The organism is Streptomyces sp. NBC_01142 (assembly GCF_026341125.1).
Classification (GTDB): domain Bacteria; phylum Actinomycetota; class Actinomycetes; order Streptomycetales; family Streptomycetaceae; genus Streptomyces.
Window position 1 is genome coordinate 2,202,493 of record NZ_JAPEOR010000002.1, and the last position, 22,271, is coordinate 2,224,763.

Annotated in this window: 19 protein-coding genes; 12 read left to right on the forward strand and 7 right to left on the reverse strand. The window is 69.7% G+C overall.

Going from position 1 to position 22,271, the window contains the following annotated elements; genetic code table 11:
- The first annotated feature begins 6 nt into the window (after nucleotides 1–6).
- Both cofD and OG883_RS27410 read left to right on the forward strand, forming a co-directional pair.
- Nucleotides 7–963 (forward strand): 2-phospho-L-lactate transferase, encoded by a 957-nt coding sequence (cofD, locus tag OG883_RS27405; RefSeq protein ID WP_266545924.1) that lies wholly within the window; start codon nucleotides 7–9, stop codon nucleotides 961–963.
- Nucleotides 960–2,258, forward strand: a complete 1,299-nt coding sequence (locus tag OG883_RS27410; RefSeq protein WP_266545927.1) for a coenzyme F420-0:L-glutamate ligase — start codon at nucleotides 960–962, stop codon at nucleotides 2,256–2,258. The genes cofD and OG883_RS27410 overlap by 4 nt, the downstream gene beginning before the upstream one ends.
- A 145-nt stretch (nucleotides 2,259–2,403) precedes the next feature.
- Here the strand turns inward: OG883_RS27410 and OG883_RS27415 are convergent, their stop codons facing one another.
- The 3 genes from OG883_RS27415 to OG883_RS27425 all read right to left on the reverse strand — a co-directional run bounded on the left by OG883_RS27415 (nucleotide 2,404) and on the right by OG883_RS27425 (nucleotide 6,080).
- Nucleotides 2,404–3,414 (reverse strand): DNA-3-methyladenine glycosylase, encoded by a 1,011-nt coding sequence (locus tag OG883_RS27415; RefSeq protein ID WP_266545930.1) that lies wholly within the window; start codon nucleotides 3,412–3,414, stop codon nucleotides 2,404–2,406.
- A 98-nt stretch (nucleotides 3,415–3,512) separates the two neighbouring features.
- Entirely contained in the window at nucleotides 3,513–4,595 is a 1,083-nt protein-coding gene (locus tag OG883_RS27420; protein WP_266545933.1) for an NDP-sugar synthase, read from the reverse strand.
- 87 nt (nucleotides 4,596–4,682) lie between these two features.
- Nucleotides 4,683–6,080 (reverse strand): peptidoglycan recognition protein, encoded by a 1,398-nt coding sequence (locus OG883_RS27425; protein WP_266545936.1) that lies wholly within the window; start codon nucleotides 6,078–6,080, stop codon nucleotides 4,683–4,685.
- 127 nt (nucleotides 6,081–6,207) lie between these two features.
- Between OG883_RS27425 and OG883_RS27430 the strand changes: the two genes are divergently transcribed.
- The 4 genes from OG883_RS27430 to OG883_RS27445 all read left to right on the forward strand — a co-directional run bounded on the left by OG883_RS27430 (nucleotide 6,208) and on the right by OG883_RS27445 (nucleotide 12,215).
- On the forward strand, nucleotides 6,208–6,960 hold the full coding sequence (locus OG883_RS27430) for a TIGR03089 family protein (protein ID WP_266545938.1): 753 nt from the start codon (nucleotides 6,208–6,210) through the stop codon (nucleotides 6,958–6,960).
- Nucleotides 6,961–7,132: 172 nt separating this feature from the next.
- Nucleotides 7,133–8,506, forward strand: coding sequence for an LCP family protein (locus OG883_RS27435; RefSeq protein WP_266545940.1), 1,374 nt, complete (start codon nucleotides 7,133–7,135; stop codon nucleotides 8,504–8,506).
- A gap of 221 nt (nucleotides 8,507–8,727) precedes the next feature.
- Nucleotides 8,728–10,482 (forward strand): LCP family protein, encoded by a 1,755-nt coding sequence (locus OG883_RS27440; protein ID WP_266545942.1) that lies wholly within the window; start codon nucleotides 8,728–8,730, stop codon nucleotides 10,480–10,482.
- Between the two features lie 242 nt (nucleotides 10,483–10,724).
- The gene (locus OG883_RS27445) at nucleotides 10,725–12,215 is read left to right on the forward strand and encodes an LCP family protein (protein WP_266549492.1); all 1,491 of its coding nucleotides are present in this window, start codon (nucleotides 10,725–10,727) and stop codon (nucleotides 12,213–12,215) included.
- Nucleotides 12,216–12,340: 125 nt separating this feature from the next.
- On the opposite strand, the gene OG883_RS27450 is transcribed toward OG883_RS27445, so the two are convergent.
- Nucleotides 12,341–13,354, reverse strand: a complete 1,014-nt coding sequence (locus tag OG883_RS27450; protein ID WP_266545945.1) for a glycosyltransferase family 2 protein — start codon at nucleotides 13,352–13,354, stop codon at nucleotides 12,341–12,343.
- Nucleotides 13,355–13,590: 236 nt separating this feature from the next.
- On the opposite strand from OG883_RS27450, the gene OG883_RS27455 reads away from it, so the two are divergent.
- Nucleotides 13,591–14,964 (forward strand): LCP family protein, encoded by a 1,374-nt coding sequence (locus OG883_RS27455; protein WP_323181028.1) that lies wholly within the window; start codon nucleotides 13,591–13,593, stop codon nucleotides 14,962–14,964.
- Between the two features lie 124 nt (nucleotides 14,965–15,088).
- Here OG883_RS27455 and OG883_RS27460 read toward each other — a convergent pair whose 3' ends face one another.
- On the reverse strand, nucleotides 15,089–15,637 hold the full coding sequence (locus OG883_RS27460) for an acyl-CoA thioesterase (RefSeq protein ID WP_266545951.1): 549 nt from the start codon (nucleotides 15,635–15,637) through the stop codon (nucleotides 15,089–15,091).
- A 107-nt stretch (nucleotides 15,638–15,744) separates the two neighbouring features.
- On the opposite strand from OG883_RS27460, the gene OG883_RS27465 reads away from it, so the two are divergent.
- Complete coding sequence (locus OG883_RS27465; protein ID WP_266545953.1) at nucleotides 15,745–17,019, forward strand: LCP family protein; 1,275 nt, start codon at nucleotides 15,745–15,747, stop codon at nucleotides 17,017–17,019.
- 143 nt (nucleotides 17,020–17,162) lie between these two features.
- On the opposite strand, the gene OG883_RS27470 is transcribed toward OG883_RS27465, so the two are convergent.
- Nucleotides 17,163–17,369 carry a DUF397 domain-containing protein gene (locus tag OG883_RS27470; RefSeq protein WP_266545956.1) on the reverse strand — a complete coding sequence of 69 codons (207 nt, stop codon included), beginning with the start codon at nucleotides 17,367–17,369 and terminating at the stop codon, nucleotides 17,163–17,165.
- A complete protein-coding gene (locus OG883_RS27475) occupies nucleotides 17,366–18,238 on the reverse strand; it encodes a helix-turn-helix transcriptional regulator (RefSeq protein ID WP_266545958.1) in 873 nt (290 codons plus the stop codon). The genes OG883_RS27470 and OG883_RS27475 overlap by 4 nt, the downstream gene beginning before the upstream one ends.
- Before the next feature lie 144 nt (nucleotides 18,239–18,382).
- Here OG883_RS27475 and OG883_RS27480 point away from each other — a divergent pair, with 144 nt between their 5' ends.
- The 4 genes from OG883_RS27480 (at nucleotide 18,383) to OG883_RS27495 (ending at nucleotide 21,925) form a co-directional block, all read left to right on the forward strand.
- The gene (locus OG883_RS27480) at nucleotides 18,383–18,823 is read left to right on the forward strand and encodes an ATP-binding protein (RefSeq protein ID WP_108149065.1); all 441 of its coding nucleotides are present in this window, start codon (nucleotides 18,383–18,385) and stop codon (nucleotides 18,821–18,823) included.
- 281 nt (nucleotides 18,824–19,104) lie between these two features.
- Entirely contained in the window at nucleotides 19,105–20,046 is a 942-nt protein-coding gene (locus tag OG883_RS27485; protein ID WP_266545969.1) for a helix-turn-helix domain-containing protein, read from the forward strand.
- Between the two features lie 52 nt (nucleotides 20,047–20,098).
- A complete protein-coding gene (locus OG883_RS27490) occupies nucleotides 20,099–20,686 on the forward strand; it encodes a Uma2 family endonuclease (RefSeq protein ID WP_266545972.1) in 588 nt (195 codons plus the stop codon).
- Nucleotides 20,687–21,361: 675 nt separating this feature from the next.
- Complete coding sequence (locus tag OG883_RS27495) at nucleotides 21,362–21,925, forward strand: dihydrofolate reductase family protein (protein WP_266545975.1); 564 nt, start codon at nucleotides 21,362–21,364, stop codon at nucleotides 21,923–21,925.
- The last annotated feature ends 346 nt before the right edge of the window (nucleotides 21,926–22,271 follow it).

The window sequence follows — 22,271 nt, forward strand, 5'->3', positions numbered from 1 at the left end:
CTGTTCATGCGCATTGTGGTTCTGGCCGGCGGCATCGGCGGCGCCCGTTTCCTCCGCGGCCTCAAGCAGGCCGCGCCCGACGCGGACGTCACGGTGATCGGCAACACCGGTGACGACATCCATCTGTTCGGCCTCAAGGTCTGCCCCGACCTCGACACGGTGATGTACACCCTCGGCGGTGGCATCAACGAGGAGCAGGGCTGGGGGCGTACGGACGAAACCTTCCAGGTCAAGAGCGAGCTCGCGGCGTACGGCGTCGGTCCCGAGTGGTTCGGGCTCGGCGACCGCGACTTCGCCACCCACATCGTCCGTACGCAGATGCTCGCCGCGGGCTACCCGCTCAGCGCCGTCACCGAGGCGCTCTGCGCGCGCTGGAACCCCGGCGTGCGGCTGCTGCCGATGTCCGACGACCGCGTCGAGACACACGTCGCCGTCGAGGTGGACGGCGAGCGCAAGGTGATCCACTTCCAGGAGTACTGGGTGAAGCTGCGGGCGTCGGTGGCCGCCGAGGCCGTCGTCCCCGTCGGCGCGGACCAGGCCAAGCCCGCGCCCGGAGTGCTGGAGGCCATCGCCTCCGCGGACGTCATCCTCTTCCCGCCGTCCAATCCCGTCGTCAGCGTCGGCACGATCCTCGCGGTGCCCGGCATCCGCGAAGCCATCGCCGACGCGGGCGTCCCGGTCGTGGGCCTGTCCCCCATCGTCGGGGACGCGCCCGTGCGCGGCATGGCCGACAAGGTCCTGGCGGCGGTGGGTGTGGAGGCGACCGCCGCGGCCGTCGCCCGGCACTACGGCTCGGGGCTGCTCGACGGCTGGCTGGTCGACACGGTCGACGCGGGCGCGGTGGCGGACGTCGAGGGGGCGGGGATCCGCTGCCGTGCCGTACCACTGCTGATGAGCGACGTGGACGCGACCGCCGAGATGGTGCGTCAGGCGCTGGAACTGGCCGAGGAGGTACGGGCGTGACCTCGCCGTCGTACCGGGTCTGGGCGCTGCCCGGCCTCGGCGAGGTCCGGCCGGGCGACGACCTGGCCAAGCTGATCGCCGCCGCATCGCCCGGACTGGTGGACGGCGATGTCCTGCTCGTCACCTCGAAGATCGTGAGCAAGGCCGAGGGACGGATCGTGGAGGCAACCGACCGCGAGACGGCCATCGACGCGGAGACGGTACGGGTGGTGGCGCGCCGCGGCACCCTTCGCATCGTCGAGAACCGGCAGGGCCTGGTGATGGCCGCTGCCGGGGTGGACGCCTCCAACACCCCTGCCGGGACAGTGCTGTTGCTGCCTTCCGATCCCGATGCTTCGGCGCGGGCGATCCGCGACGGGCTGCGGGACACCCTCGGCGTCGATGTCGGCGTGATCGTCACCGACACCTCCGGGCGGCCCTGGCGCAACGGGCTGACCGATGTCGCCATCGGCGCGGCCGGGGTACGGGTGCTGGACGATCTGCGCGGCGGAACGGACGCGCACGGCAATCCGCTGAGTGCGACCGTCGTGGCCACCGCGGACGAACTGGCTGCCGCCGGTGACCTGGTAAAGGGCAAAACGGAGGGGCTGCCGGTCGCGGTGGTCCGTGGCCTGTCCCATGTGGTGGCCGATTCCGCCGAGGGCGCGCGGGCGATGGTGCGGAGCGCGGCCGACGACATGTTCCGGCTGGGAACCTCCGAGGCGGTACGGGAAGCGGTGACTCTGCGCCGCACAGTGCGCGAGTTCACCGACGAGCCGGTGGACGGCGGTGCGGTACGGCGCGCGGTCGCGGCCGCGGTGACGGCTCCGGCGCCGCATCACACGACGCCGTGGCGCTTTGTGCTGCTGGAGTCCGCCGAGGCGCGCACCGGACTGCTCGACGCGATGCGGGACGCGTGGATCGCGGATCTGCGGGCCGACGGCAAGTCGGAGGAGTCCATCGCCAAGCGGGTGCGGCGCGGGGACGTGCTGCGCAGGGCGCCGTACCTGGTCGTGCCGTGCCTGGTGATGGACGGCTCGCACCACTACGGGGACCCTCGGCGCGATACCGCCGAGCGCGAGATGTTCGTGGTGGCGGCGGGCGCGGGGGTGCAGAACTTCCTGGTGGCGCTGGCGGGCGAGCGGCTCGGCTCGGCGTGGGTGTCGTCGACGATGTTCTGCCGCGAGGTCGTACGGGACGTACTGGGGCTGCCGGGCGGGTGGGACCCCATGGGCGCGGTGGCCGTGGGGCACGCGGCCGGGACGCCGAAGGAACGGCCGGTGCGGTCGGCTTCCGCCTTCGTCGAGGTGCGCTGACGGCTGACCGCGGCGCCGCCTGCCTGCGGGCCGGCCGGTGCGGTCGGCCTCCGGTCCGCTCGTCCGGTGCGGTCGTCCGCCGGTCCGCTCGTCCGGTGCGGTCGTCCGCCGGTCCGCTGTGCGGCTCCGCCGGCCGACTCGTCCGTCAGAGCGTGCCGATGTCGACGCGTGGCATCTTCGGCTCGCGGCGCGGTGGGGTGCGGCCGCTGAGGAGGATGAGGCGGGCGGCGCGGTGGCGCTGGCCCGCGTAGGGGGCGAGGAGTTCCAGCATCGCCGCGTCGTCGGCGTTGCGGTCGCCCGCCAGGGCGTAGCCGACGATGCGCGGCAGATGGATATCGCCGACGGTGACGGCGTCGGGGGCGCCGTTGCTGCGCTGGACCGTCTCGGCCGAGGTCCAGGGGCCGATGCCGGGGATCAACTCCAGCCGGGCGGCAGCCTGTTCGGGCTGCATGGCCGCGGCTTCCTCGAGCCGGCGGGCAACCCGGACCGCGCGCAGGATTGTCGAGGACCGCTTCGAGTCCACGCCGGCGCGGTGCCACTCCCATGACGGGATCAGCGCCCAGGTGCGGGCGTCGGGCATCACATGCAGGCGCATGTCGGGCCCGGGGGCGGGCTCGCCGTACTTCCGTACGAGCAGCCGCCAGGCGCGGTACGCCTCGTCCGTGGTGACCTTCTGCTCCAGGATCGAGGGGATCAGGGACTCGAGGACCAGGCCGGTGCGGGTCAGGCGGAGCCCCGGGCTGCGGTGCTGGGAGGCGGCGAGCAGGCGGTGGCGGGGGGTGAAGGCGGCGGGGTCGTCCGCCTCGCCGAGCAGGGCGGGGAGGTGCTCCAGGAGCCAGTCGGCGCCGGGGCCCCACGCCTCGGCATCGGCGGTGCCGGTGCGCAGCGCCACGCGGAGCGTGCCGGGTCCGTCGGGAGTACGGCTGGCGCGCCAGACGGACCCGTCCGGGCTCGTGCGGAAGGTGGGATCGGCAGGTCCGCGGCGGAGCGGGCCGAGTACGAGTCCGAGATCGAGGGGGCCGGGTGGTGCCCAGCGCCGGTGCAGTGAGCCGGGGCGGGCCTGCGCCTGCGCCTGTGCCGGGACGCCTGTGGGTACGGCGGTGTGACCGCCACGCACGGTGGTGCGGGTGGGGCGGGGGCTGAAACGTCCTGCCACGGGGGTCCTCGGGATCGGGGTCGCCCTACGAGGGTAGGCGGTGTGTCGGTTCCCGCACCCCGCCCCTTCCCGAAATCGCTACGGGTCCGAGGAGACCGCTACTGGTCCGAGGAGAAGCGGACCGACGCCGGGGGGAGGGTCGCGTCGCACCATACGCGGGCGCCCTCGCACAGTTCGTTGTCCGCGCCCACCGACGCGCCGTCGCCGATCACCACGCCCGACAGGGTCGTACGCGCTCCGATGCGCGCTCCCGCGCCGATCAGGGAGGCGGAGATCACCGCTCCCGCTTCCACGGTCGCGCCCTCCAGGATCGCGCTTCCGTCGATGCGGGCGCCCGCGCCGATCACCGCGCCGCGGCCGATGACCGTGCCTCCGGTCAGTTTTGCGTCGGACGCCACCGACGCCGAGGGCAGGACCAGGCGGTCGCCGCAGCGGCCCGGGACCGCCGGGGACGGGGCACGGCCCATGACCAGGTCGGCCGAGCCGCGGACGAAGGCCTGCGGGGTGCCGAGGTCCAGCCAGTAGGTGGAGTCGACCATGCCCTGGAGGTGGGCTCCGGATGCCAGCAGGTCGGGAAAGGTTTCGCGTTCCACCGAGACCGGGCGGTCCGCCGGGATCGTGTCGATGACCGAGCGGCGGAAGACATACGCCCCCGCGTTGATCTGGTCGGTGACGATCTCCTCGGGGCTCTGGGGCTTTTCGAGGAAGGCCTGCACGCGCCCGTCGGCATCCGTCGGGACGAGGCCGAAGGCCCTGGGGTCCTCGACCCGGGTCAGATGCAGCGAGACGTCCGCGCCCGACGACCGGTGGGTGGCGACGAGCGCCTCGATGTCCAGGCCGGTCAGGATGTCCCCGTTGAAGATCAGGACCGGGTCGTCGGGGCCCGAGCGCAGCCGGGAGGCGACATTGCGTATCGCCCCGCCCGTGCCGAGCGGCTCCTCCTCGGTGACGTACTCGAGATGGAGACCGAGCGCAGACCCGTCGCCGAAGTACGGCTCGAAGACCTCCGCCAGGTACGACGTCGCGAGCACGATGTGCTCGACACCCGCCGCCCGTGCCCGCGCCAGCTGATGCGTGAGGAAGGGAACACCCGCCGCAGGGACCATCGGCTTCGGCGTATTGACCGTGAGTGGACGCAGCCGGGTGCCCTTGCCTCCGACCAGAAGGATCGCTTCTGTCACCTTGTCGTCTCTGCTTCCTGCCGGGGCCGGGGTGCTCACTCGTTCGAGACCGGCCAGTGTATGCAGTGGGGTTCGCTCCGTTGCCGGTCAGCGGCCCTGGTACGCGGCCGAGGCTTTGCGGGCGGTGCCGAGCTTGCGGTAGAGGCGGCCTCCCGGGCATTCCGTGGAGAATCCGTCCCGGTGCCCCGAGATGACGTTGAGCTTGACCTTCCTGCCCTTCGCGTACTTACCGCTTCCTCCCGATGTCAGCACCACCTTGCCGCGCGGGTTGGCGCCGAACAGTCCGAGCTTCCAGGCGGTCAGGCGGGCAATCGCGGTCACGGCCGCCGCGGGCGGCTTGGAGTAACTGAAGGTGCCGAGCACGGCAATGCCCATGCTGTTGGTGTTGAAACCCAGGGTGTGCGCGCCGAGCACCGCTCTGGCCACGCCTCCCGCGCGCCCTTCGTAGATGTTCCCGCACTTGTCGACGGCGAAGTTGTAGCCGATATCGCGCCAGCCCAGGCTCTTGACGTGGTAGCGGTAGATACCGCGAAGGACTGAGGGCACCTGCTCACAGGAGTAGTTGTTGCCGGTGGCGGTGTGGTGCACAAATGCGGCTTTCACCTTCTTCGTGTAGACGAAGCCCTTCTCTCGCAGCGACTCGCTGGCGCCCCACCCCTTGCGGGTGGTGATGCCCGGGCGCGGTCCGATGTACGGCTTCGCGGCGGGTGCCGGTGCCGGTGCCGCATCAACCTCCGCCTCTGTCTCGGCCCCCTCCGCCTCCCCTCTCTCGTCCAGTGCCTGCACCTCCGTCTCGGCCTCCTTCACCTCCCCTCTCCCGTCCAGTGCCTGCGCCTCCGTCTCCGCAGCGGTCAGGGCCGGGAGTTCCTTGCCCGACTCCGCCCCCGTCGCCGGCACCTCCCCGGCACCCTGCGTGCCCGCCCGCGGTTCCCCGGCCTCCTCGGCCTCCCCGGCCTCCTCGGCCTCCTCGCCGGGGTCGACGAGTTCGAGCCGCATCCCTTCGGGCAGCGGCGTATCCTCACCCGCTTCCGGTCGTACGCGAACCTCCACGCCGTCCGATTCGCCGACCCAGAGCGGCGCGGTGGCACCGCGTACCGTCCCCGACTCGCTCTCCGAGGTGCCTTGTTCGGGGGCATGATCCTGGTTGTGGGTCTCCACGTCCTGCCACCCGGACCAGTCGTGGGTGCCGGCTGCCCGGGTGCGGATCTGGACGGTGCCGTGCAGTTCGGCGCTCGCGTCGTCCCAGACGACGCCCACCAGTGAGAACGGCCTGACGTCCCGCTCGGCCAGCCCCTTTTCCGCGGCCGGACCGAGGGACCGGTTCGATGCCGCCCCTCCGGCGGCCTCCAATGGCAGAGATTGGGTGGAGCCGGGCACAACGGGCGGCCGAGAGGGCATGGCGACCGCGCCTGAGGTCAGCGAGAGCGGGAGTACGAGCGCGGCGGAACACGCGACGCCGATCGAAGAAGCTAGGAATCCACGCATGGCCCCGATCCTGAGCCGGGCCCGGCGACTTCGCTTGCCGGGAAAGCGGCGGCCCATCGGTCCGACCGGTGGACCGCGTCACTGGTACGGCGGCCTGTCCGACGCCCTGCCGCGTACGCTTGTGCGGGTGAACGCCAGCGACCGTACCCCTGCCGACCTGCTGCAATCCGCACTCGCCGCGGACCCGGCGCGCCCCTTGGTCACCTTCTACGACGACGCCACCGGTGAGCGTGTCGAATTGTCCGTCGCCACCTTCGCCAATTGGGTGGCCAAGACGGCGAATCTGCTCCAGGGCGATCTTGCCGCCGCGCCCGGGGACCGGCTCGCTCTGCTGCTTCCCGCCCACTGGCAGAGTGCGGTCTGGCTGCTCGCCTGCTCCTCGGTCGGTGTGACCGTCGAGGTGGATGGCGACCCGGCGGATGCCGATCTCGTCGTCAGCGGCCCGGACACGCTGGAAGCCGCGCGCGCCTGTTCAGGGGAGAGGGTGGCTCTCGCGCTGCGTCCCCTGGGCGGCCGCTTCCCGCAGCCGCCCGCCGGTTTCGCGGACTACGCGGTGGAGGTACCGGGCCAGGGCGACCGTTTCGCGCCGTACGCACCGGTGGACCCGGACGCTCCCGCGCTGACCGTGGGCGGTACGGAGCTCACGGGCGCCCAGCTGGTCGAGCGTGCCCGCGCGGATGCGGCCGGGCTGGGCCTTGCTCCGGGGTCGCGGCTCCTGTCGGGTCGTGCCTACGATTCCTGGGAAGGGCTGTCCGCTGGGCTCTTCGCACCGCTCGCGGCCGGCGGGTCCGTGGTGCTGTGCCGAAATCTCGGGGAGCTGTCCCAGGAAGGCCTCGACAAGCGGGTCGAGGCCGAGCGCGTCACCAACACCTCGGTATGACCAGGGTCTGACAGTCCACCCATGTGGCGCACACTCGGGCCGAGCCCGCGGGCCCGAGTCCCAACTCCGGTACATGATCGGCGATACCCGTGCTTCCACGCACAACCATGCGCGAGGTTCAGCCGTCTAGTCCTGCGATCGGCGACCCAGCGCGCCGCCGACGCCATGAAGGATGGACGCACACGTGACGGACAGTGCTGGCACGCCCGCCGAACCGGCCAGCCCGGCCGACGACGAGCCGCAGGCCAAAACGTCCGGGCCCGGGCCGGACGAGACCGCCGCCTCGGAGCGTGCCGGGAGCACCGACGCCGACGACAGGGCCGAAGGCGGGGCCGGTGAGGGGAACGGGGACGCCCCCCGGGCCGGGGCAGCGGTTCCCCAACCGAAGCGTCACGTGCTGCGTTGGGCCGCCCTGGGAACCTCTGTCGTCGTCCTCGCCGCCGCCGGTGCCGGATGGTGGTTCTACCGCAAGCTCGACTCCAACATCACCACGGACATCACCGCCGCCGCCGAGCTCGAGACATACGAGAAGGAGCGCCCCGTCCCCGTCGTCACCGATGCGCAGAACATCCTGCTCCTCGGCTCCGACACCCGCTCCGGCAAGGGCAACAGCAAGTACGGCCGGGACAAGCCCGGCAGTCAGCGGTCCGACACCACGATCCTGCTGCATATCGCCGCCGACCGGCAGAGCGCGACGGCGATGTCCATCCCGCGCGACCTGATGGTCACCGTCCCGAGCTGCGGCACGTCCGACGGCACCCGCACCCGGGAACAGTTCGCGCAGTTCAACTCGGCCTATGAGCTCGGCGGCACCGCCTGCACGGTCCGTACCGTCGAGCGGTTCACCAGCATCCGTATCGACCACCACATGGTGATGGACTTCAGCGGCTTCAAGGACATGGTCAACGCGGTGGACGGGGTCGAGGTCTGCCTGAAGGAGCCGATCAATGACAAGGCCGCGCATCTGAACCTCGCCGCGGGCAAGCAGACGCTCGGCGGCGAGGAGGCTCTCGGTTACGTACGGGCCCGCAAGTCACTCGGCAACGGCAGCGACACCGACCGCATGGACCGGCAGCAGCAATTCCTCGGCGCGCTGGTGAAGAAGGTGCAGAGCAACGGCGTACTGCTCAATCCGGCCCGGCTCTTTCCGGTACTGGACGCGGCGACCAAGTCGATCACCACGGACCCGGGGCTGAACTCGCTGAAGGATCTGTACGAGCTGACCCGCGCGGTCCGTAACGTACCAACTGAAAAGGTTCAATTCCTGACGGTTCCGCGCCAGCCATACCGCGTCGATGCGAACCGGGACGAACTCATCGAGCCGGAGGCGAGCCTGCTCTTCAAGGCTCTGCGAGAGGATGCGCCCCTCGCGATCGTCCCGGCGGACGAGAAGGAAGACGAGAAGGAAGTGGGCGGGAGCGCGGCCCCGGAGCCGTCGACGAATCCGGGCTCGAGGGACGGGAAGCCGGACGACTCCGGCCCCGCGAGCCCGACTCCGACGCCGACGTTCTCCGGCACGAATGCCGCTGAAGGCATGTGCGAGTAAAGCAATGGCCAAGCCGGAGTCGGCAGTCCAAGAAGATTGGGCGGATTGCCCGGTGTAAGGGCCGTGGAATTTGTCACGGACGTCGCTCGACGCTGAACAGGGCAGATAGTGTGACGCGATCCGTGCGTACGAACCATGGGTCACGCACTGCTGTACCGATAGACCGAGCGCCCTTCGGGGGGAGGCGCCTCGCGTGGCACCGACGGAGGACTCAAGAAACCGTGGATGCGCAAAGCCGTGGGCGGGCGGACGAGATCGACCCCGCCGACCAGTGGGTACTCAACCCGCAGACCGGCAATTACGAACTGCGACTGGAACAATCCGCACCGCAGTCATCCTCCTCGAGAGCCACCCCCTCCAGGTCCACCACGCGCCGGAGCAAGAACGCCCCCGGGAGCCAGGCCCCGGGTGGCAAGGAGCCGGCCCGCGGCCGCGAAGTCCCGAGCCAGCGTTCGCGCCGCTCGGACAACGCCTCGGGCGGTGCGTCGGGCAGCGGCCCGGGGGGTACGACGCCCCCCACGGCAGGCCGCCGCAAGCGCAAGCCGGCCAAGTCGGGCAAGAAGAAAGCGCTCATGTGGACGGGCGGCGTGATGTCCTTCATCCTCGTCGCCGGTGCCGTCGCCGTGTACGCGATCTATCAGCACTTCGACTCGAACCTGAACACGGTCGACGTCGGGGGCGCGGGCAGCGGTGGCTTCAAGAAGGACCAGGCGGTGAACATCCTGGTCATCGGTACGGACAAGCGCAGCGGCGCGGGCAACGAGGGCTACGGCGACTCCGGCAGCGCCGGCCATGCCGACACCACGTTCCTCTTCCATGTCTCCAAGGACCGGACGAACGCGACCGCGGTGTCCATCCCGCGCGACCTGATCACCGACATCCCGGACTGCGAGACCAAGACCGAGGACGGCACAAAGGTCATCGGCGGCACGCAGAGGACCCGGTTCAACGAGAGCCTCGGCCAGGAGGGCCGCGACCCCGGCTGCACCATGCGTACGGTCAAGCAGCTGACCGGCGTGACCGTCGACCACTTCATGATGGCCGACTTCAACGCGGTCAAGACGATGACCTCCGCGGTCGGCGGGGTCGAGGTGTGCCTCGCCAAGGACATCAACGACAAGGACTCCAAGCTCAACCTTCCGGCGGGCAAGCACAATCTCGAGGGCGAGGATGCGCTGGCGTTCGTCCGGACCCGTCACTCGGTGGGCTTCGGCGGCGACCTGAGCCGGATCGAGATCCAGCAGCAGTTCCTCAGCTCTCTGATCCGCAAGATGAAGTCCAGCGACACCCTCTCCGACCCGGGGAAGATGTGGGACCTCGCGGAGGCCGCCACCAAGGCGCTCACAGTCGACAGCGGCATAGGCAAGATCTCCAGGCTGCGTGATCTCGGCATGGAGCTGGCCAAGGTGAACCCGAAGAACATCACCTTCACCACGGTTCCGGTGGTCGACAACACCGACAAGGCGACCGTGCTGCTCAACGAGGCCAAGGCCAAGCCGCTGTTCGCGATGATTCAGAACGACACCTCGCTCACCGAGGTGAAGCAGAAGGAACAGGACGCGAAGAACGCGCAGGCCGCGCTGCTGAAGGGGCCACGCGCCGATGCCTCGGCCGTACGCGTGGACGTGTACAACGGCAGCGACACCCGGGGCGCCGCGCAGTCCACCATCAGCTGGCTGCAGAACGAGATGGGCGTCTTCAAGTCCAGCAACAAGAGCAACGCCCCGCAGCAGATCGCCAAGACCACACTGGAGTACGCGCCGAACCAGGCCGATCAGGCCCGCAAACTCGCGGACATGATGGGTCTGCCGGCCGCGGCTCTCAAGCGGGGCACCAAGGACGCCGAGGGACTTCAGGCGATGACGCTGACCCTCGGTGCCGACTTCGAGGACGCGGGGGTGCCCATCACCGGTCCGGCGAAGGCGCCGGAGGGTGTCCAGAAGGTCGGAGCCGACAAACAGGTGTGCGCCAAGTGACGTGGAGACACGCGGCCGGGCGCGCCTGAATCGACAGGGGGGGACCTGGCGTGGGACAGAGCAGCGTGCGTGGGGAGGGGACGCGGTCACGCGTACCGCATGCCCGTGAACTCGGCGTGGACGACAGTCCGTCCGAGCCGGACACGGACGGGGCTGCGGCAGAGGCCGAAGCTCCTGGTGGAGGCCACCGGCGTGGCGGGCCACGGCGAAGCACCCAGCAGGGCAGAGGCGGCAAACGGCGCATATTGCGCTGGGTCGCCTCCGTGCTGTCCCTGCTGATACTGGGGACGGCCGGCGCCGGCTACCTCTATATCCAGCACCTCAACAACAACATCCGCAGCGGTGGACGCAGCGGCGGCGAAAGCGGAGTGAAGAAGCCCGAGCCCAACGCGGCCGGGAACACCCCGCTCAACATCCTTCTCATCGGCTCCGACAGCCGGAACTCCGAGGCGAACGTGGACCTCGGCGGCAGCCGGGACTCCGTGGGCACCAAGCCACGGGCCGATGTTCAGATGCTGGTGCACATCTCCGCCGACCGCAAGAACGCCTCGGTGATCAGCATTCCGCGCGACACCCGGGTCGACATCCCGGAGTGCAAGGACTCGGAGACCGGCGAGACGTTCCGCGCCGGCAACGCCATCATCAACGAGACCCTGACGCGCGGCGGCCCCGGCTGCACCCTCACCACCTGGGAGAAGCTGACCGGCATCTACATCGACCACTGGATGATGGTCGACTTCGCCGGTGTGGTGAGCATGGCCGACGCGGTCGGCGGTGTCCCGGTGTGTGTGGAGCACAACGTCCACGACCGGCCGACCAGGTTGGTCAAGGGCGGTTCGGGTCTGCGGCTCGAGGCCGGCGAGACCAATATCAAGGGCAAGCAGGCGCTCCAGTGGCTGCGCACCCGGCACGCCTTCTTCAACGACCAGGGCCGGGCCAAGGCTCAGCACATGTACATGAACTCGATGCTCCGGGAACTCAAGGCGCAGAACGCCTTCACCGACACCGGCCGGATCATGGACCTGGCCGAGACCGGCACCAAGGCGCTCCAGGTCTCCGACGGGCTCGACTCGGTCAAGAAGCTCTTCGATCTGGCCATGGAGCTCAAGAGCGTGCCCACCAACCGCATCACCATGACGACGCTGCCCACGGTCGAGTACTCCAGGAACAAGGACCAGTTGGTGGCCGTCGACAAGGACGCCGACAGACTGTGGCAGATGCTCCGCAAGGACATCGCGTTCGACGCCAACGGCAAGCCGGGGGACGCCGCCGAGAAGCCCGCCCCGAAGAAGACCGGTCCGCCGGCCGCCGCGCCGGGCACCCTCACGGTCAGCGTCGTCAACGGCACGGCGGGCGACGGCCAGATCTCCGCCCAGGGCCGGGCCGGGGCTGTCGCCGACACCCTGCGCGGCAAGGGCTTCACCCTGGCCGAGGCTGCGCGGACCGCCAACCCGCTCAAGGAGACCGTGCTCTCCTACCCCAGGGACAGCGGGGCGCAGGGCACGTCGGACGCGCTCTCCGTGGCCAAGGCGCTCGGCCTGCCGGACAGCTCGCTCCGGGCCTCCGGTGAGGTCGAAAAGATGACGCTCACCGTCGGTGCCGACTGGCGCGAGGGCACCACCTATCCGAAGAAGGAAGCACCCAAGGCGGGCGACCTGCCCGACAACGCCGACGTCATCAACGGCTCGGACGATGAAGCCTGCATGCCCGTGTACGAGCCGTACCGCTGGTAGTGCCCGGCTTCCCCCCGCCCGACAGGGTGTGGTGACGGCTCGAAACCGTCCGACGGGGCTCCGCACCGCGACCGAGCGGTACGGAGCCCCTTCCCGTCGGTTCGTCAGACCTCCTCGGACGAGGGTCAGACAGTCGCCTTCACGGCCGGGCGGCGGCTCGCGATGACCTTGTTCGCCAGCGAGCGGGGGCTGGTGAGGAATCCGTACCCCCACGACATGTGCATCGTGGCCAGCGCGACGGGGATCTGCAGCCGCGCCTTGAGCGACAGGCCCTTGCCCGCGGGAACGGATCCGGCGGTGATCGCGGCCAGATAGCCGGCCGGGACGACAAAGCCCCACGGGGTGAGCGTCGCGCCCACCACGATGCCCGCCGCGATCGCGCAGACCGCGGTCGGCGGGGCGAGGTAGCGCAGGTTGATGGAGCCCTGGTGGTAGCGGGCGACGACATGGCGCCAGCGCCCGTAGTCCTTGTACTGCTTGGCGAGTGCGCGTACGGAAGGCCGCGGCCGGTACTGGACCTTGAGCTCCGGCGAGAACCAGATCAGGCCACCCGCCTCGCGGATACGGAAGTTCAGCTCCCAGTCCTGGGCGCGGATGAACTCCTCGTTGTAGCCGCCCTGCTGCTCCAGCGCCTCGCGCCGGAAGACACCCAGATACACGGTTTCCGCCGGGGCCGCGTCACCACCGGTGTGGAAGGCCGCGTTGCCGACACCGACCTTCGAGGTCATCGCGGCGGCGACCGCGTCCTCCCAGGCGTTCTCGCCCTCGGCGTGCATGATGCCGCCGACGTTCTGCGCGCCCGTCTCCTCGAGCAGCCGGACCGCGGTGGCGATGTAGTTGGCCGACAGCATGCCGTGGCCGTCGACGCGCACAACGATCGGGTGACGCGATGCCTTGATGGCGGCGTTCAGCGCGGCCGGGGTACGGCCCGTCGGGTTCGGGACGGTGTGGACGCGCGAGTCCTCCCGTACGAGCTCGGCGGCGATCTCGTCGGTGCGGTCCGTGGACGGCCCGAGCGCGATCACCACCTCCATCTCGCCGTCGTACTCCTGCTCCAGGATGTGACGGACGGAGTTGCGCAGGTGCCGCTCCTCATTGAGGACCGGCATGATCACGGAGACAGCGGGCGTGGCGTTCATCGGGCGCCACGTTACCGCGAACGGGGGATACGGACGCGCGGCGGCCGGTCACTGCACGGTGTCGCAGATCGTATGGGCCTACTGTGCTCACGATCCCCCCTCACCCGCGGAGGTGTCCTCCCGTGCCCACGCCGCCCCGCTCCCGCCACCCCCGCCCCGCCACCTCCGCCGCCACCTCCTCCGCCGCCGCCCGGCGCAGGACCCGACGGCCTCCGGTCCGGCGGCCCCGGTGGGGAATGCGGATGGTGACGACGCTCTCCTGCCTGGTGCTGGCGGCAGGCGGTATCGGGCACGCGGTGGTGACCAGCCTGGACACCAAGATCGGCCGGGTCGACCCGTTCAAGGACATGAAGAACCGGCCCGAGGCGGGCCACGGCATGAATCTGCTGGTCGTCGGCACGGACAGCCGCGAAAAGATCACGTCGGCGGAGCGGCAGAAGTACCGCCTCGGCGGTGCGCCGTGCCGCTGCACGGACACGATCATGATCGTGCACATCTCGGAGGACCTGGAGCGCGCCAGCGTGGTGAGCCTGCCGCGGGACAGCTACGCCGAGATCCCCGCGCACACCGACGCCACCACCGGCCGGCACCACGGACCCCACCCGATGAAGATCAATGCGGCATACGCGGAGGGCGGGCCGGGCCTGACGGTCCGCACCGTCGAGCACATGACCAAGGTGAAGATCGACCACTATCTGGAGATCGACTTCACCAGCTTCATGAAGACGGTGGACGCGCTGGGCGGGGTGGAGATCTGCACGGCCCGGACGATGAAGGACACCCACACCGGCCTGGACCTGCCCGCCGGCACGCACCGGCTGGACGGCGGGCAGGCGCTGCAGTATGTGCGCTCGCGCCATATCGACGGAGCGGCCGACCTCGGCCGGATGCAGCGCCAGCAGCGGTTCCTGGCGGGGCTCATCCAGCAGGCGGCCGGCAGCGGCGTCCTGCTCAACCCGGTGAAGCTCCGGCAGGTCACCTCGACGATGCTGAACTCCGTACGGGCCGACGAGGGCTTCGGCACCGAGCAGATGCTCGCCCTCGGCAAGGCGATGCAGGACTTCACCCCCGCCTCGTCGGAGTTCACCTCGGTGCCGGTCGGCGACCTCAGCTATCCGGTGAAGGGCGTCGGCTCCACGGTGAAGTGGGACACGGTCAAGTCGCAGAAGCTCTTCCAGATGCTGCGTGAGGACAAACCGCTGGCCCTGCACCGGCCGGACCGGCCTCAGCGGCCGCACGCGTCGCTGGTCGAGGTGTCGCCGCAGCAGATCCGGGTGCAGGTCTACAACGGCACGCACACCGACGGGCTGGGCAGGAGCGTCGACACGGCGCTGCGCGCCACCGGCTTCAACACCACGCGTGCCCCGCTGACCGGCGACAGCCGCGAGGTACGGCGCACCTATGTGACATACGACCCACGCTGGGACCGCTCGGCGAAGTCGCTCGCCGCCGCGCTGCCCGGGTGCGAGCTGCGGGTGGCGAAGGGGCAGGGATCGACGCTGCGGGTGACGGCGGGGGCGGACTTCAAGAAGGTGACGCCGGTACGCGCGGAGGACCCGTATCGGGGCGAGTTCGGCGCGGTCACCGGCGACCAGGTGGTCTGCCCCTGATCCCCTGGCCCGGGCCGAGGGGCTCGGCCGGGGCCGGGCCGAGGGGCTCGGGCCCCCGGCCCCTGATCCCTGATCCCCCGGCCCCTGCCCCCTGGGGCCGTGGGCTCCCCGCCCCCGCGGTGGGTCAGGCCTCCATGCCCTCGGCGGCGCGCTTCTCCCGCAGCTCCTTGATCGCACGCCGGCGGGCGAGCCGGTGGGTGCGCCGGATCTGCGCTTCCTGGTGACGGCGCTGGTCGCGCTCGGTCTCCACGATCACGGGCGGTACGGCACGGGGCTTGCCGTCCCCGTCGACGGCTGCGAACACGAGGTAGGCGCTGCCGACCTGCTGCGCGGGGGTCGACTCGTTCCAGCGTTCGGCCAGGACCCGTACGCCGACCTCCATCGAGGACCGGCCGGTCCAGTTGACCTGCGCCTTCACGTGAACCAGATCACCCACCCGTACCGGCTCCAGGAAGACCATCTCGTCCATGGAGGCGGTGACCGCGGGCCCGCCGGAGTGCCGGCCCGCAACGGCACCGGCCGCGTCGTCCACCAGTTTCATGATCACGCCGCCGTGCACCGTGCCGAGGAGATTGGTGTCACTGCCGGTCATGATGTGGCTGAGGGTGGTACGGGACGCCGCGGTGGGCTTGCCCGGAATCTCTGGCTCCGGGCGCTGGGCCTGATCTGTCATGCCCTCCACCATATGCCGGGCCGCATTGCATCAGCTTCGCAACAGCCCTGGTCCGATTTCCCACCCTCCCTGTAAGACACGGGCACCCGGACTGCACACTGGTCGGCATGAATGACTGGCCCGATGGATGGTCCGACGACCGCGGCAACGGCAACGGACGGCGCGGTTACGGCCGCGGCAGCGCCGGTGCGCAGCCCGAGGGCGCGCAGGTGATGCGCCATGTGCAGCGTCCGGCTGCACCGCAGCACGGTGGAGTCCCTCCGCAGCAGTCGCGGGGGTACGACGAAGGCTATGACCAGCAGGCCTACGACAGCGACTACAACACGGGCCAGGTCTACGGCTCCCCGGGCGGCGGCCAGGGCGGCCCCCCGCCGGGCCGCCCGCCCCGCACCGGCCCTGCTCCGGACTGGCGCCGCCGCCTCAAGATCGGCTCGCTGACCCTGGTCGTGGTGCTGCTCGCGGTCTCCATCGGCACGTACTTCTGGGCCGACGGCAAGCTCAAGCGCGAGGTCGACCTCGCCAAGGTCATCGAGCGCCCGGGCGAGGGCGAGGGCACGAACTATCTGATCGTGGGCTCGGACAGCCGTGAGGGCATGTCGGCCGACGAGAAGAGCAAGCTCCACACGGGCTCGGCCGACGGCAAGCGGACCGACTCGATGATGATCCTGCACGACGGCTCGAACGGCCCGACCCTGATCTCGCTGCCGCGCGACTCGGACGTGGAGATACCGTCCTTCAAGGGCTCGCAGTCCGGCAAGCTCTTCCCGGCCGAGGGCCGGCGGGTGAAGCTGAACGCGGCGTACTCGGAGGACGGTCCCGAGCTCCTGGTCCGCACGGTCGAGCACAACACCGGCCTGCGTATCAACCACTACGTCGAGATCGGCTTCGCCGGCTTCGCCAACATCGTGGACGCCATCGGCGGCGTGGAGATGGACATCCCGAAGGCCTTCAAGGACAAGAAGTCGGGCGCGGACTTCGAGGCGGGCAAGCAGACGCTGGACGGCGAGCAGTCCCTGGCCTTCGTACGGACGCGGTACGCCTTCGCGGGCAGCGACCTGGACCGTACGAAGAACCAGCAGAAGTTCCTCGCGGCGCTGGCCAGTCAGACGGCGACGCCGGGCACGGTCCTCAACCCGTTCAAGCTCTACCCGACGATGGGCGCGGGCCTGGACACGCTGATCGTCGACAAGGACATGTCCCTGTGGTCCCTGGGCAACATGTTCTTCGCGATGAAGGGCGTCACGGGTGGTGACGGCAAGTCGATGAACATGCCGATCTCGGGCAGCCGCGCCGGCAATCTGGTCTGGGACAAGACCAAGGTGAAGCAGCTGGTGGAGCAGCTGAAGAACGACGAGAAGGTCACGGTCACGTCGGACCGCTGACGCACCCGGGCAGCGTGCCCGGCCGAAGGCTCCGGACCTCACGGGTCCGGAGCCTTTGCCGTGCCTCATCCGGCCGGCGGCGCTGCGACAGCACCGTGCCCCGAACCCGGATCAACCGGGCTCGGGGAGCGACTGCTCGGCGGTCAGCTCCTGGACGCGTACATAACGAAGTCTGCCCACGCGGTGGGCGTGAAGCCGAGCCGCGGGCCCGGCACGTTCTTGGAGTCGCGGACGTGGACCGTGCTGACGGCCGCCGCGACCTCGACGCACTCGGGGCCGTCGGCTGTGCTGTAGCTGCTCTTGAACCACGTCAGCCCGGAAGGGTCTCCGGCCGAGGGCTTGACACTCATGTCTCTCCCGCCAGTTTCTCGATGAAGGTCCGCGACAACCGAGGTGTGAGCGCCTGCGACCTGATCAGGCCGTACCGCATCTCAAGGATCTGGACCTCCTTGGGGTCGCTGATCAGACGGCTGGTGAGCTGGACCTCGTTGTGCCCCACAGCCGTGCCGTCGCTCAGCTTAAGCACCTGGTGCGAGCCGTCCAGACCCGCGTGCTCCTCGGTCTCCGTCGGCATGACCTGGATCTCGACGTGCCTCAACGCACTGATTTCCAGCAGGTGTTCGAGCTGTCGACGCAACACCATTCTGCCCCCGGTCGGCCGCCTCAGCGTCGCCTCTTCCTGGACGAACGTCAGAAGCGGCGCGGGCTGCCGCTCGAAAACCGACTGCCGGGCCATCCGCGCGGTCACCAGGTGTTCGACCTGGTCCTCGGAGAAGGCGGGCCGCCGCCCCCCGTACAGCGAGCGCGAGTACTCCTCGGTCTGGAGCAACCCGTGCACCACGGCACTGGCATACGCGCCGAGCTCGACCGCGTCCGCCTCCAGCTTCGCCAAGTCCCGCACCTTCTTCGGGTACCTGGCCTCCGCCACGTCCTTCTTCATCGCGGCCAACTTCCCGCCCGCGCCCAGGACCTCGTCCGCCCTGTCCAAGAACTCCGGCTTCGGGATGCGCTTGCCGGTCTCCACCTTGTAGACCTGGTTCTCGCCGTACCCGATCGCCGCGCCCAGCTCCGCCGCACGCATCCCCGCCGCCTCGCGCCAGAGCCGGACCTGCCGGCCGACCGCAGCGATCACCGCTCCCGAGTCGTCCTCCAGGTCCACGTCCCGGTCCGGCTCGTCCGCGCCGTCCGTCGTACCGTCCCTGCCGACCCCGTCCGCCATACGACACCCGCCTTCACCGTGTCCGCACCATGCCCGCGCTCGACGCCGTACCGGATGGACAGGCCCGGACATCAGCTGGACAGTCACTGTCCGTACACGCATCGCTCTGTTCAGCGTAAGCACGTACCGGCCACGCTGAGTCACGTGAATCTGGAAATCACCCGAACCGAACCTTCCGCTCCTGCCCGGCAGTTCGCCGTGCTGCTCTCCCCCACCCGCCGGGGTGCCCGGCTCGCCCGTCTGCTGGCCTCGGCCCAACTGGCCTCCTGGGGGCTTCCCTCGGAGGCGGCCGCGCAGATCGTCGCCGAGCTGGCCACCAACGCCACGGTCCACGGCCGCGTACAGGGCAGGGACTTCCGGCTGGATCTCGCCGTCCAGGACGACGGCAAGCGGCTCCGGATCGAGGTCACCGACACCTGTGGCGACCGCCTTCCGCCCGGTCCCGGCACCCCCGCCGCCCCGGCCGCCGACTCCGAGTCCGGCCGCGGTCTGCTGATCGTCGAAGCGCTCGCCGACCGCTGGGGTGTCGCGTCAGGCCCCGTACCCCGTAAGACCGTTTGGGCCGAGCTCGACCTCGTACCGTGACTGGTCGCACCGGGTCGCGGATACCTGCGACCCGGCTGTCAGCGACCCGATGCCACACGATGCAAAATGCTTTCAAGAACCTTTGAAAGAACCGGGGAAAGTACCCACCCAACCCCACCCCACCCCCGTCACCCTCACGGGTGACGTTGGCCAATCGGGCTGGATTTTGGGCGGGTTGGCGGGCATATGCTCGCCGCGACAACCGCAGACATGCGACGGCCCCCGGCCGGGACTGCAATCCCGATCGAGGGCCTGACCACCGAGGAAGTAAGGGCTTCCCGATGGATACCCAGCAGGTTAGCGCGCCCTCGCGCGCCTCGTCCCGTGTACCCGGACGCGTCACCGCTTTCGGTGTGATCCACGTGGACTCGGCCCACACCAGCCGCTTCACGATCGTCGGCAACCACCTCGCCCAGCACGGCGAGTTGTCGCTCACCGCGATCGGGCTCGCCGTGCACATCCAGTCGCTGCCCGACGGGGCGAAGGTCGGCATCAAGGTGCTCGTCGACCGCTTCCCGGAGAGCGAGGCGCGTATCGCCGCCGCGCTGCGCGAACTGGAGGAGCACAGCTACCTGGAGCGCACGCTGGTGCGCCTGCCCGGCGGCAAGCTCGTCACGCGCACGATCTCGTACAACCAGCCCGGTGCCGCCCCGGCCCCCGCCGCAGCGCCCCAGCCGCAGACCGAGCCCAGCCTCCCGGCCAGGCCCCCACATCCCGCACCGGCACCGGAACGCGCAGAGCCCCCGGCCCCGGAACCCGCCCCGCCGGCAGCCCCTGCCGCGGAGGCCACCCCCGCACCCGCATCGCCGCCGCCAGCGCGCCCGCGCCCGCCGCTCCCCCAGCCGCAGGCCCCCGACCTGGAGCGCCACCGCGCGGCCACCGATCTCCTCGCCGGCCTGCGCCGCGACGAGCCCCGGCTGCTCCTGGGCGAGCACGACGTCCGCCGGCTGGCCCCCGCCGTCGCCGCCTGGCTCGAACGCGACGCCCACCCCGACGCCGTACGCCAAGCCCTCACCACCGACCTGCCCGACCACCTGAAACAGCCCGCGGGACTCCTCGCCCACCGGCTCACCGCGCTCCTGCCGCCCCCACTGCCCGCCGCACCCACGCCTGCGAGACCCCGCGGCCCGCTCCAGAACTGCGACAGGTGCGACCGCGCGTTCCGCGCCCCGGAACCAGGCCGGTGCCGCGACTGCAGAACCGACCTCGCCGAGGCCGCCTAGCATGAAGGGGACGACCCCTGCCGCCGGGTACGGACGACGAGGAGCGAGCACCATGACCATCGCCCCGGACGACGCGCAGCACGACGCCCGCCAGTACCTGGTCATGCGCGAGTTCGTGTCGTCGATGGACGACACCCTTCCCGGCAAATTCGAGATCACCAAGGAAGGGATCGTCCACGACATGATGTCGCCCGCCAGACCGCACGAACTCACCGTGCTGCGGGTACGCAAGCGCCTCGAAAAGGTCCTGCCGGAGGATCTGGTGGCCCACACGGGCACCCCGGACGTGGAGCACGCGCCCGAGGGCATCATGCGGCACCCCGACGTGATGGTGATCGCCGAGGCCGACATGGAGGGCGAAGGTTCCTTCGATCCCCGCACGCTCCTCGCCGCGATCGAGGTCGTCTCGTGGTCGAACCCGGACAACGACTGGGTGAGCAAGATGCGGGACTACCCCCTCCTCGGCGTCCCGGTCTACGCGGTCTTCGATCCGCGCACCGGCTCGGGAGCGGTGCTCTGCGACATCCACTCCACCCCGGCGGGTCCTCGCTACGCCACGCGCAAGGAGTTCGTGTACGGCGAGGACGTCACCATCGGCGACTGGACCATCCCGACCGGGGACCTCCCCCGGTACACATAGCCCGTGCCCGTCGCCCGTCGCCCGGACCGTCGGCGTACGGACCGCACTGGCCCGCAGGGCGGTGCAACGGGAACCGGAACTGAGGCTGTCCTTGATTTCCGCTGCGAGGCTTCGCTCAGCCAACCCGCGGAGACCCATCCGGAAGATCCTCGGCGCCTGTGCATTTCATAATGTCCTGAGCCGTGACTCGCGATACCTCCGGCGCCAACTTCGCAAACTTCGCAAACTTCGCGCGAGTGTCCGCGTTACCCCCATGGGGAGATCGCAAGTATTCGACATCGACGAGCAGAATGGCTGCCTTATCTGATGGCGCCGGGAAGTCGACGATCAGCCCTGCACCTTGCGGTCCCGCGTACCCACTTGCTGCGCCGAGACGGATGGGAGAGAAGCCGGATTGGCTGGCTGTTTGCTCATTCTTGGCCCTCCACTCCTTTGCGATGCCAAGGCCGCTGTCGCTGAGGTGGTTATAGCGAATACTGACCCCTTGGCCGCCGGCGTAGAGTCGACATTCTGGAATGGTGCCGCACTCGGGTGTCTCAAAATCGGCACCCACTGAGGTTTTCTCAACGAAATGATCTCGTGAGGTGACTCGGCCCAGGGGATCCCGCGAGCCGCGATGAGTCCTGCGGCGTCCGGCGGTCATACTGTCGAACCCGTTCCCGAGGAGGACTTCTGATGCGCAGCGTGACCTATTCGATGAACGTCTCACTCGACGGCTACATCGTCGGACCGGACGGCGACTTCAACTGGACGGCCCCCGACGAGGAGGTCTTTCGCTTCTGGATCGACGAGATTCGACAGGTCGGCGTCCACCTGTTGGGACGACGGCTGTACGAGACGATGCTGTACTGGGAGACCGCCGACCAGAATCCAACGCTCGACGACTCAGATCGCGAGTGGACCGCGCTCTGGAAGCCGCTCCCAAAGGTGGTGTTCTCCACCACGCTGTCGGCGGTGCAGGGCAATGCCCGCCTGGCCTCCGGCGGCCTGGCGGAGGAGATCGAGCGGTTGCGAGCCGAGCCGGGTGAGGGCGACATCGCAATCGGCGGCGCGACTCTCGCCGCCGAGGCGGCCGCGTTGGGTCTGATCGACGAGTACCAGGCCATGGTCTACCCGGTGCTGGTTGGCGGTGGCATTCCGTTCTTTCCCCAACGTGAGCGCCGGGTGGATCTCGAACTCGTCGAGACCCGCACCTTCAGCTCGGGAGTCGTCCACCTCCGCCACCGCGTGGCGCGTTAACCGGCTCGTCCGCCGAGTCCTAGGAAGAACGGGCCAGTCAACTGACTCTTTGAAGGCGGCACCCTTCTTGGGTACTAGGCCCGCAACGACGGGGCCGGGGAGCTTCTCCTTGCATACGCGCTCCGGAATGGGGACTGAGGGTTCCGTCGAGGGCCAGAACTTCCAGAGAGCCAATCCTCCGAATGCAAGAATTGCCAGAGTGGCGAAGATTCCCCAAGTCTTCAACCTTCGCGCGTTTGGCGACTTACTCGCTGCCATCAGCCGTTGCACTCGCTGAGCTCGCTCGTTGCTGTTCCAGGAACTCATCTCTCTCCACGGTTGCCGCAGAGCTGGAGTCGCGGGTGTA

Excerpts from the sequence above, each read along its gene's own strand:
- cofD (WP_266545924.1), top strand. The coding sequence starts at position 7 with ATGCGCATTGTGGTTCTGGCCGGCGGCATCGGCGGCGCCCGTTTCCTC.
- OG883_RS27425 (WP_266545936.1), bottom strand. The coding sequence starts at position 6,080 with ATGCGTGGATTCCTAGCTTCTTCGATCGGCGTCGCGTGTTCCGCCGCG.
- OG883_RS27435 (WP_266545940.1), top strand. The coding sequence starts at position 7,133 with ATGGACGCACACGTGACGGACAGTGCTGGCACGCCCGCCGAACCGGCC.
- OG883_RS27450 (WP_266545945.1), bottom strand. The coding sequence starts at position 13,354 with ATGAACGCCACGCCCGCTGTCTCCGTGATCATGCCGGTCCTCAATGAG.
- OG883_RS27455 (WP_323181028.1), top strand. The coding sequence starts at position 13,591 with ATGCGGATGGTGACGACGCTCTCCTGCCTGGTGCTGGCGGCAGGCGGT.
- OG883_RS27460 (WP_266545951.1), bottom strand. The coding sequence starts at position 15,637 with ATGACAGATCAGGCCCAGCGCCCGGAGCCAGAGATTCCGGGCAAGCCC.
- OG883_RS27465 (WP_266545953.1), top strand. The coding sequence starts at position 15,745 with ATGAATGACTGGCCCGATGGATGGTCCGACGACCGCGGCAACGGCAAC.
- OG883_RS27470 (WP_266545956.1), bottom strand. The coding sequence starts at position 17,369 with ATGAGTGTCAAGCCCTCGGCCGGAGACCCTTCCGGGCTGACGTGGTTC.
- OG883_RS27475 (WP_266545958.1), bottom strand. The coding sequence starts at position 18,238 with ATGGCGGACGGGGTCGGCAGGGACGGTACGACGGACGGCGCGGACGAG.
- OG883_RS27485 (WP_266545969.1), top strand. The coding sequence starts at position 19,105 with ATGGATACCCAGCAGGTTAGCGCGCCCTCGCGCGCCTCGTCCCGTGTA.
- OG883_RS27490 (WP_266545972.1), top strand. The coding sequence starts at position 20,099 with ATGACCATCGCCCCGGACGACGCGCAGCACGACGCCCGCCAGTACCTG.
- OG883_RS27495 (WP_266545975.1), top strand. The coding sequence starts at position 21,362 with ATGCGCAGCGTGACCTATTCGATGAACGTCTCACTCGACGGCTACATC.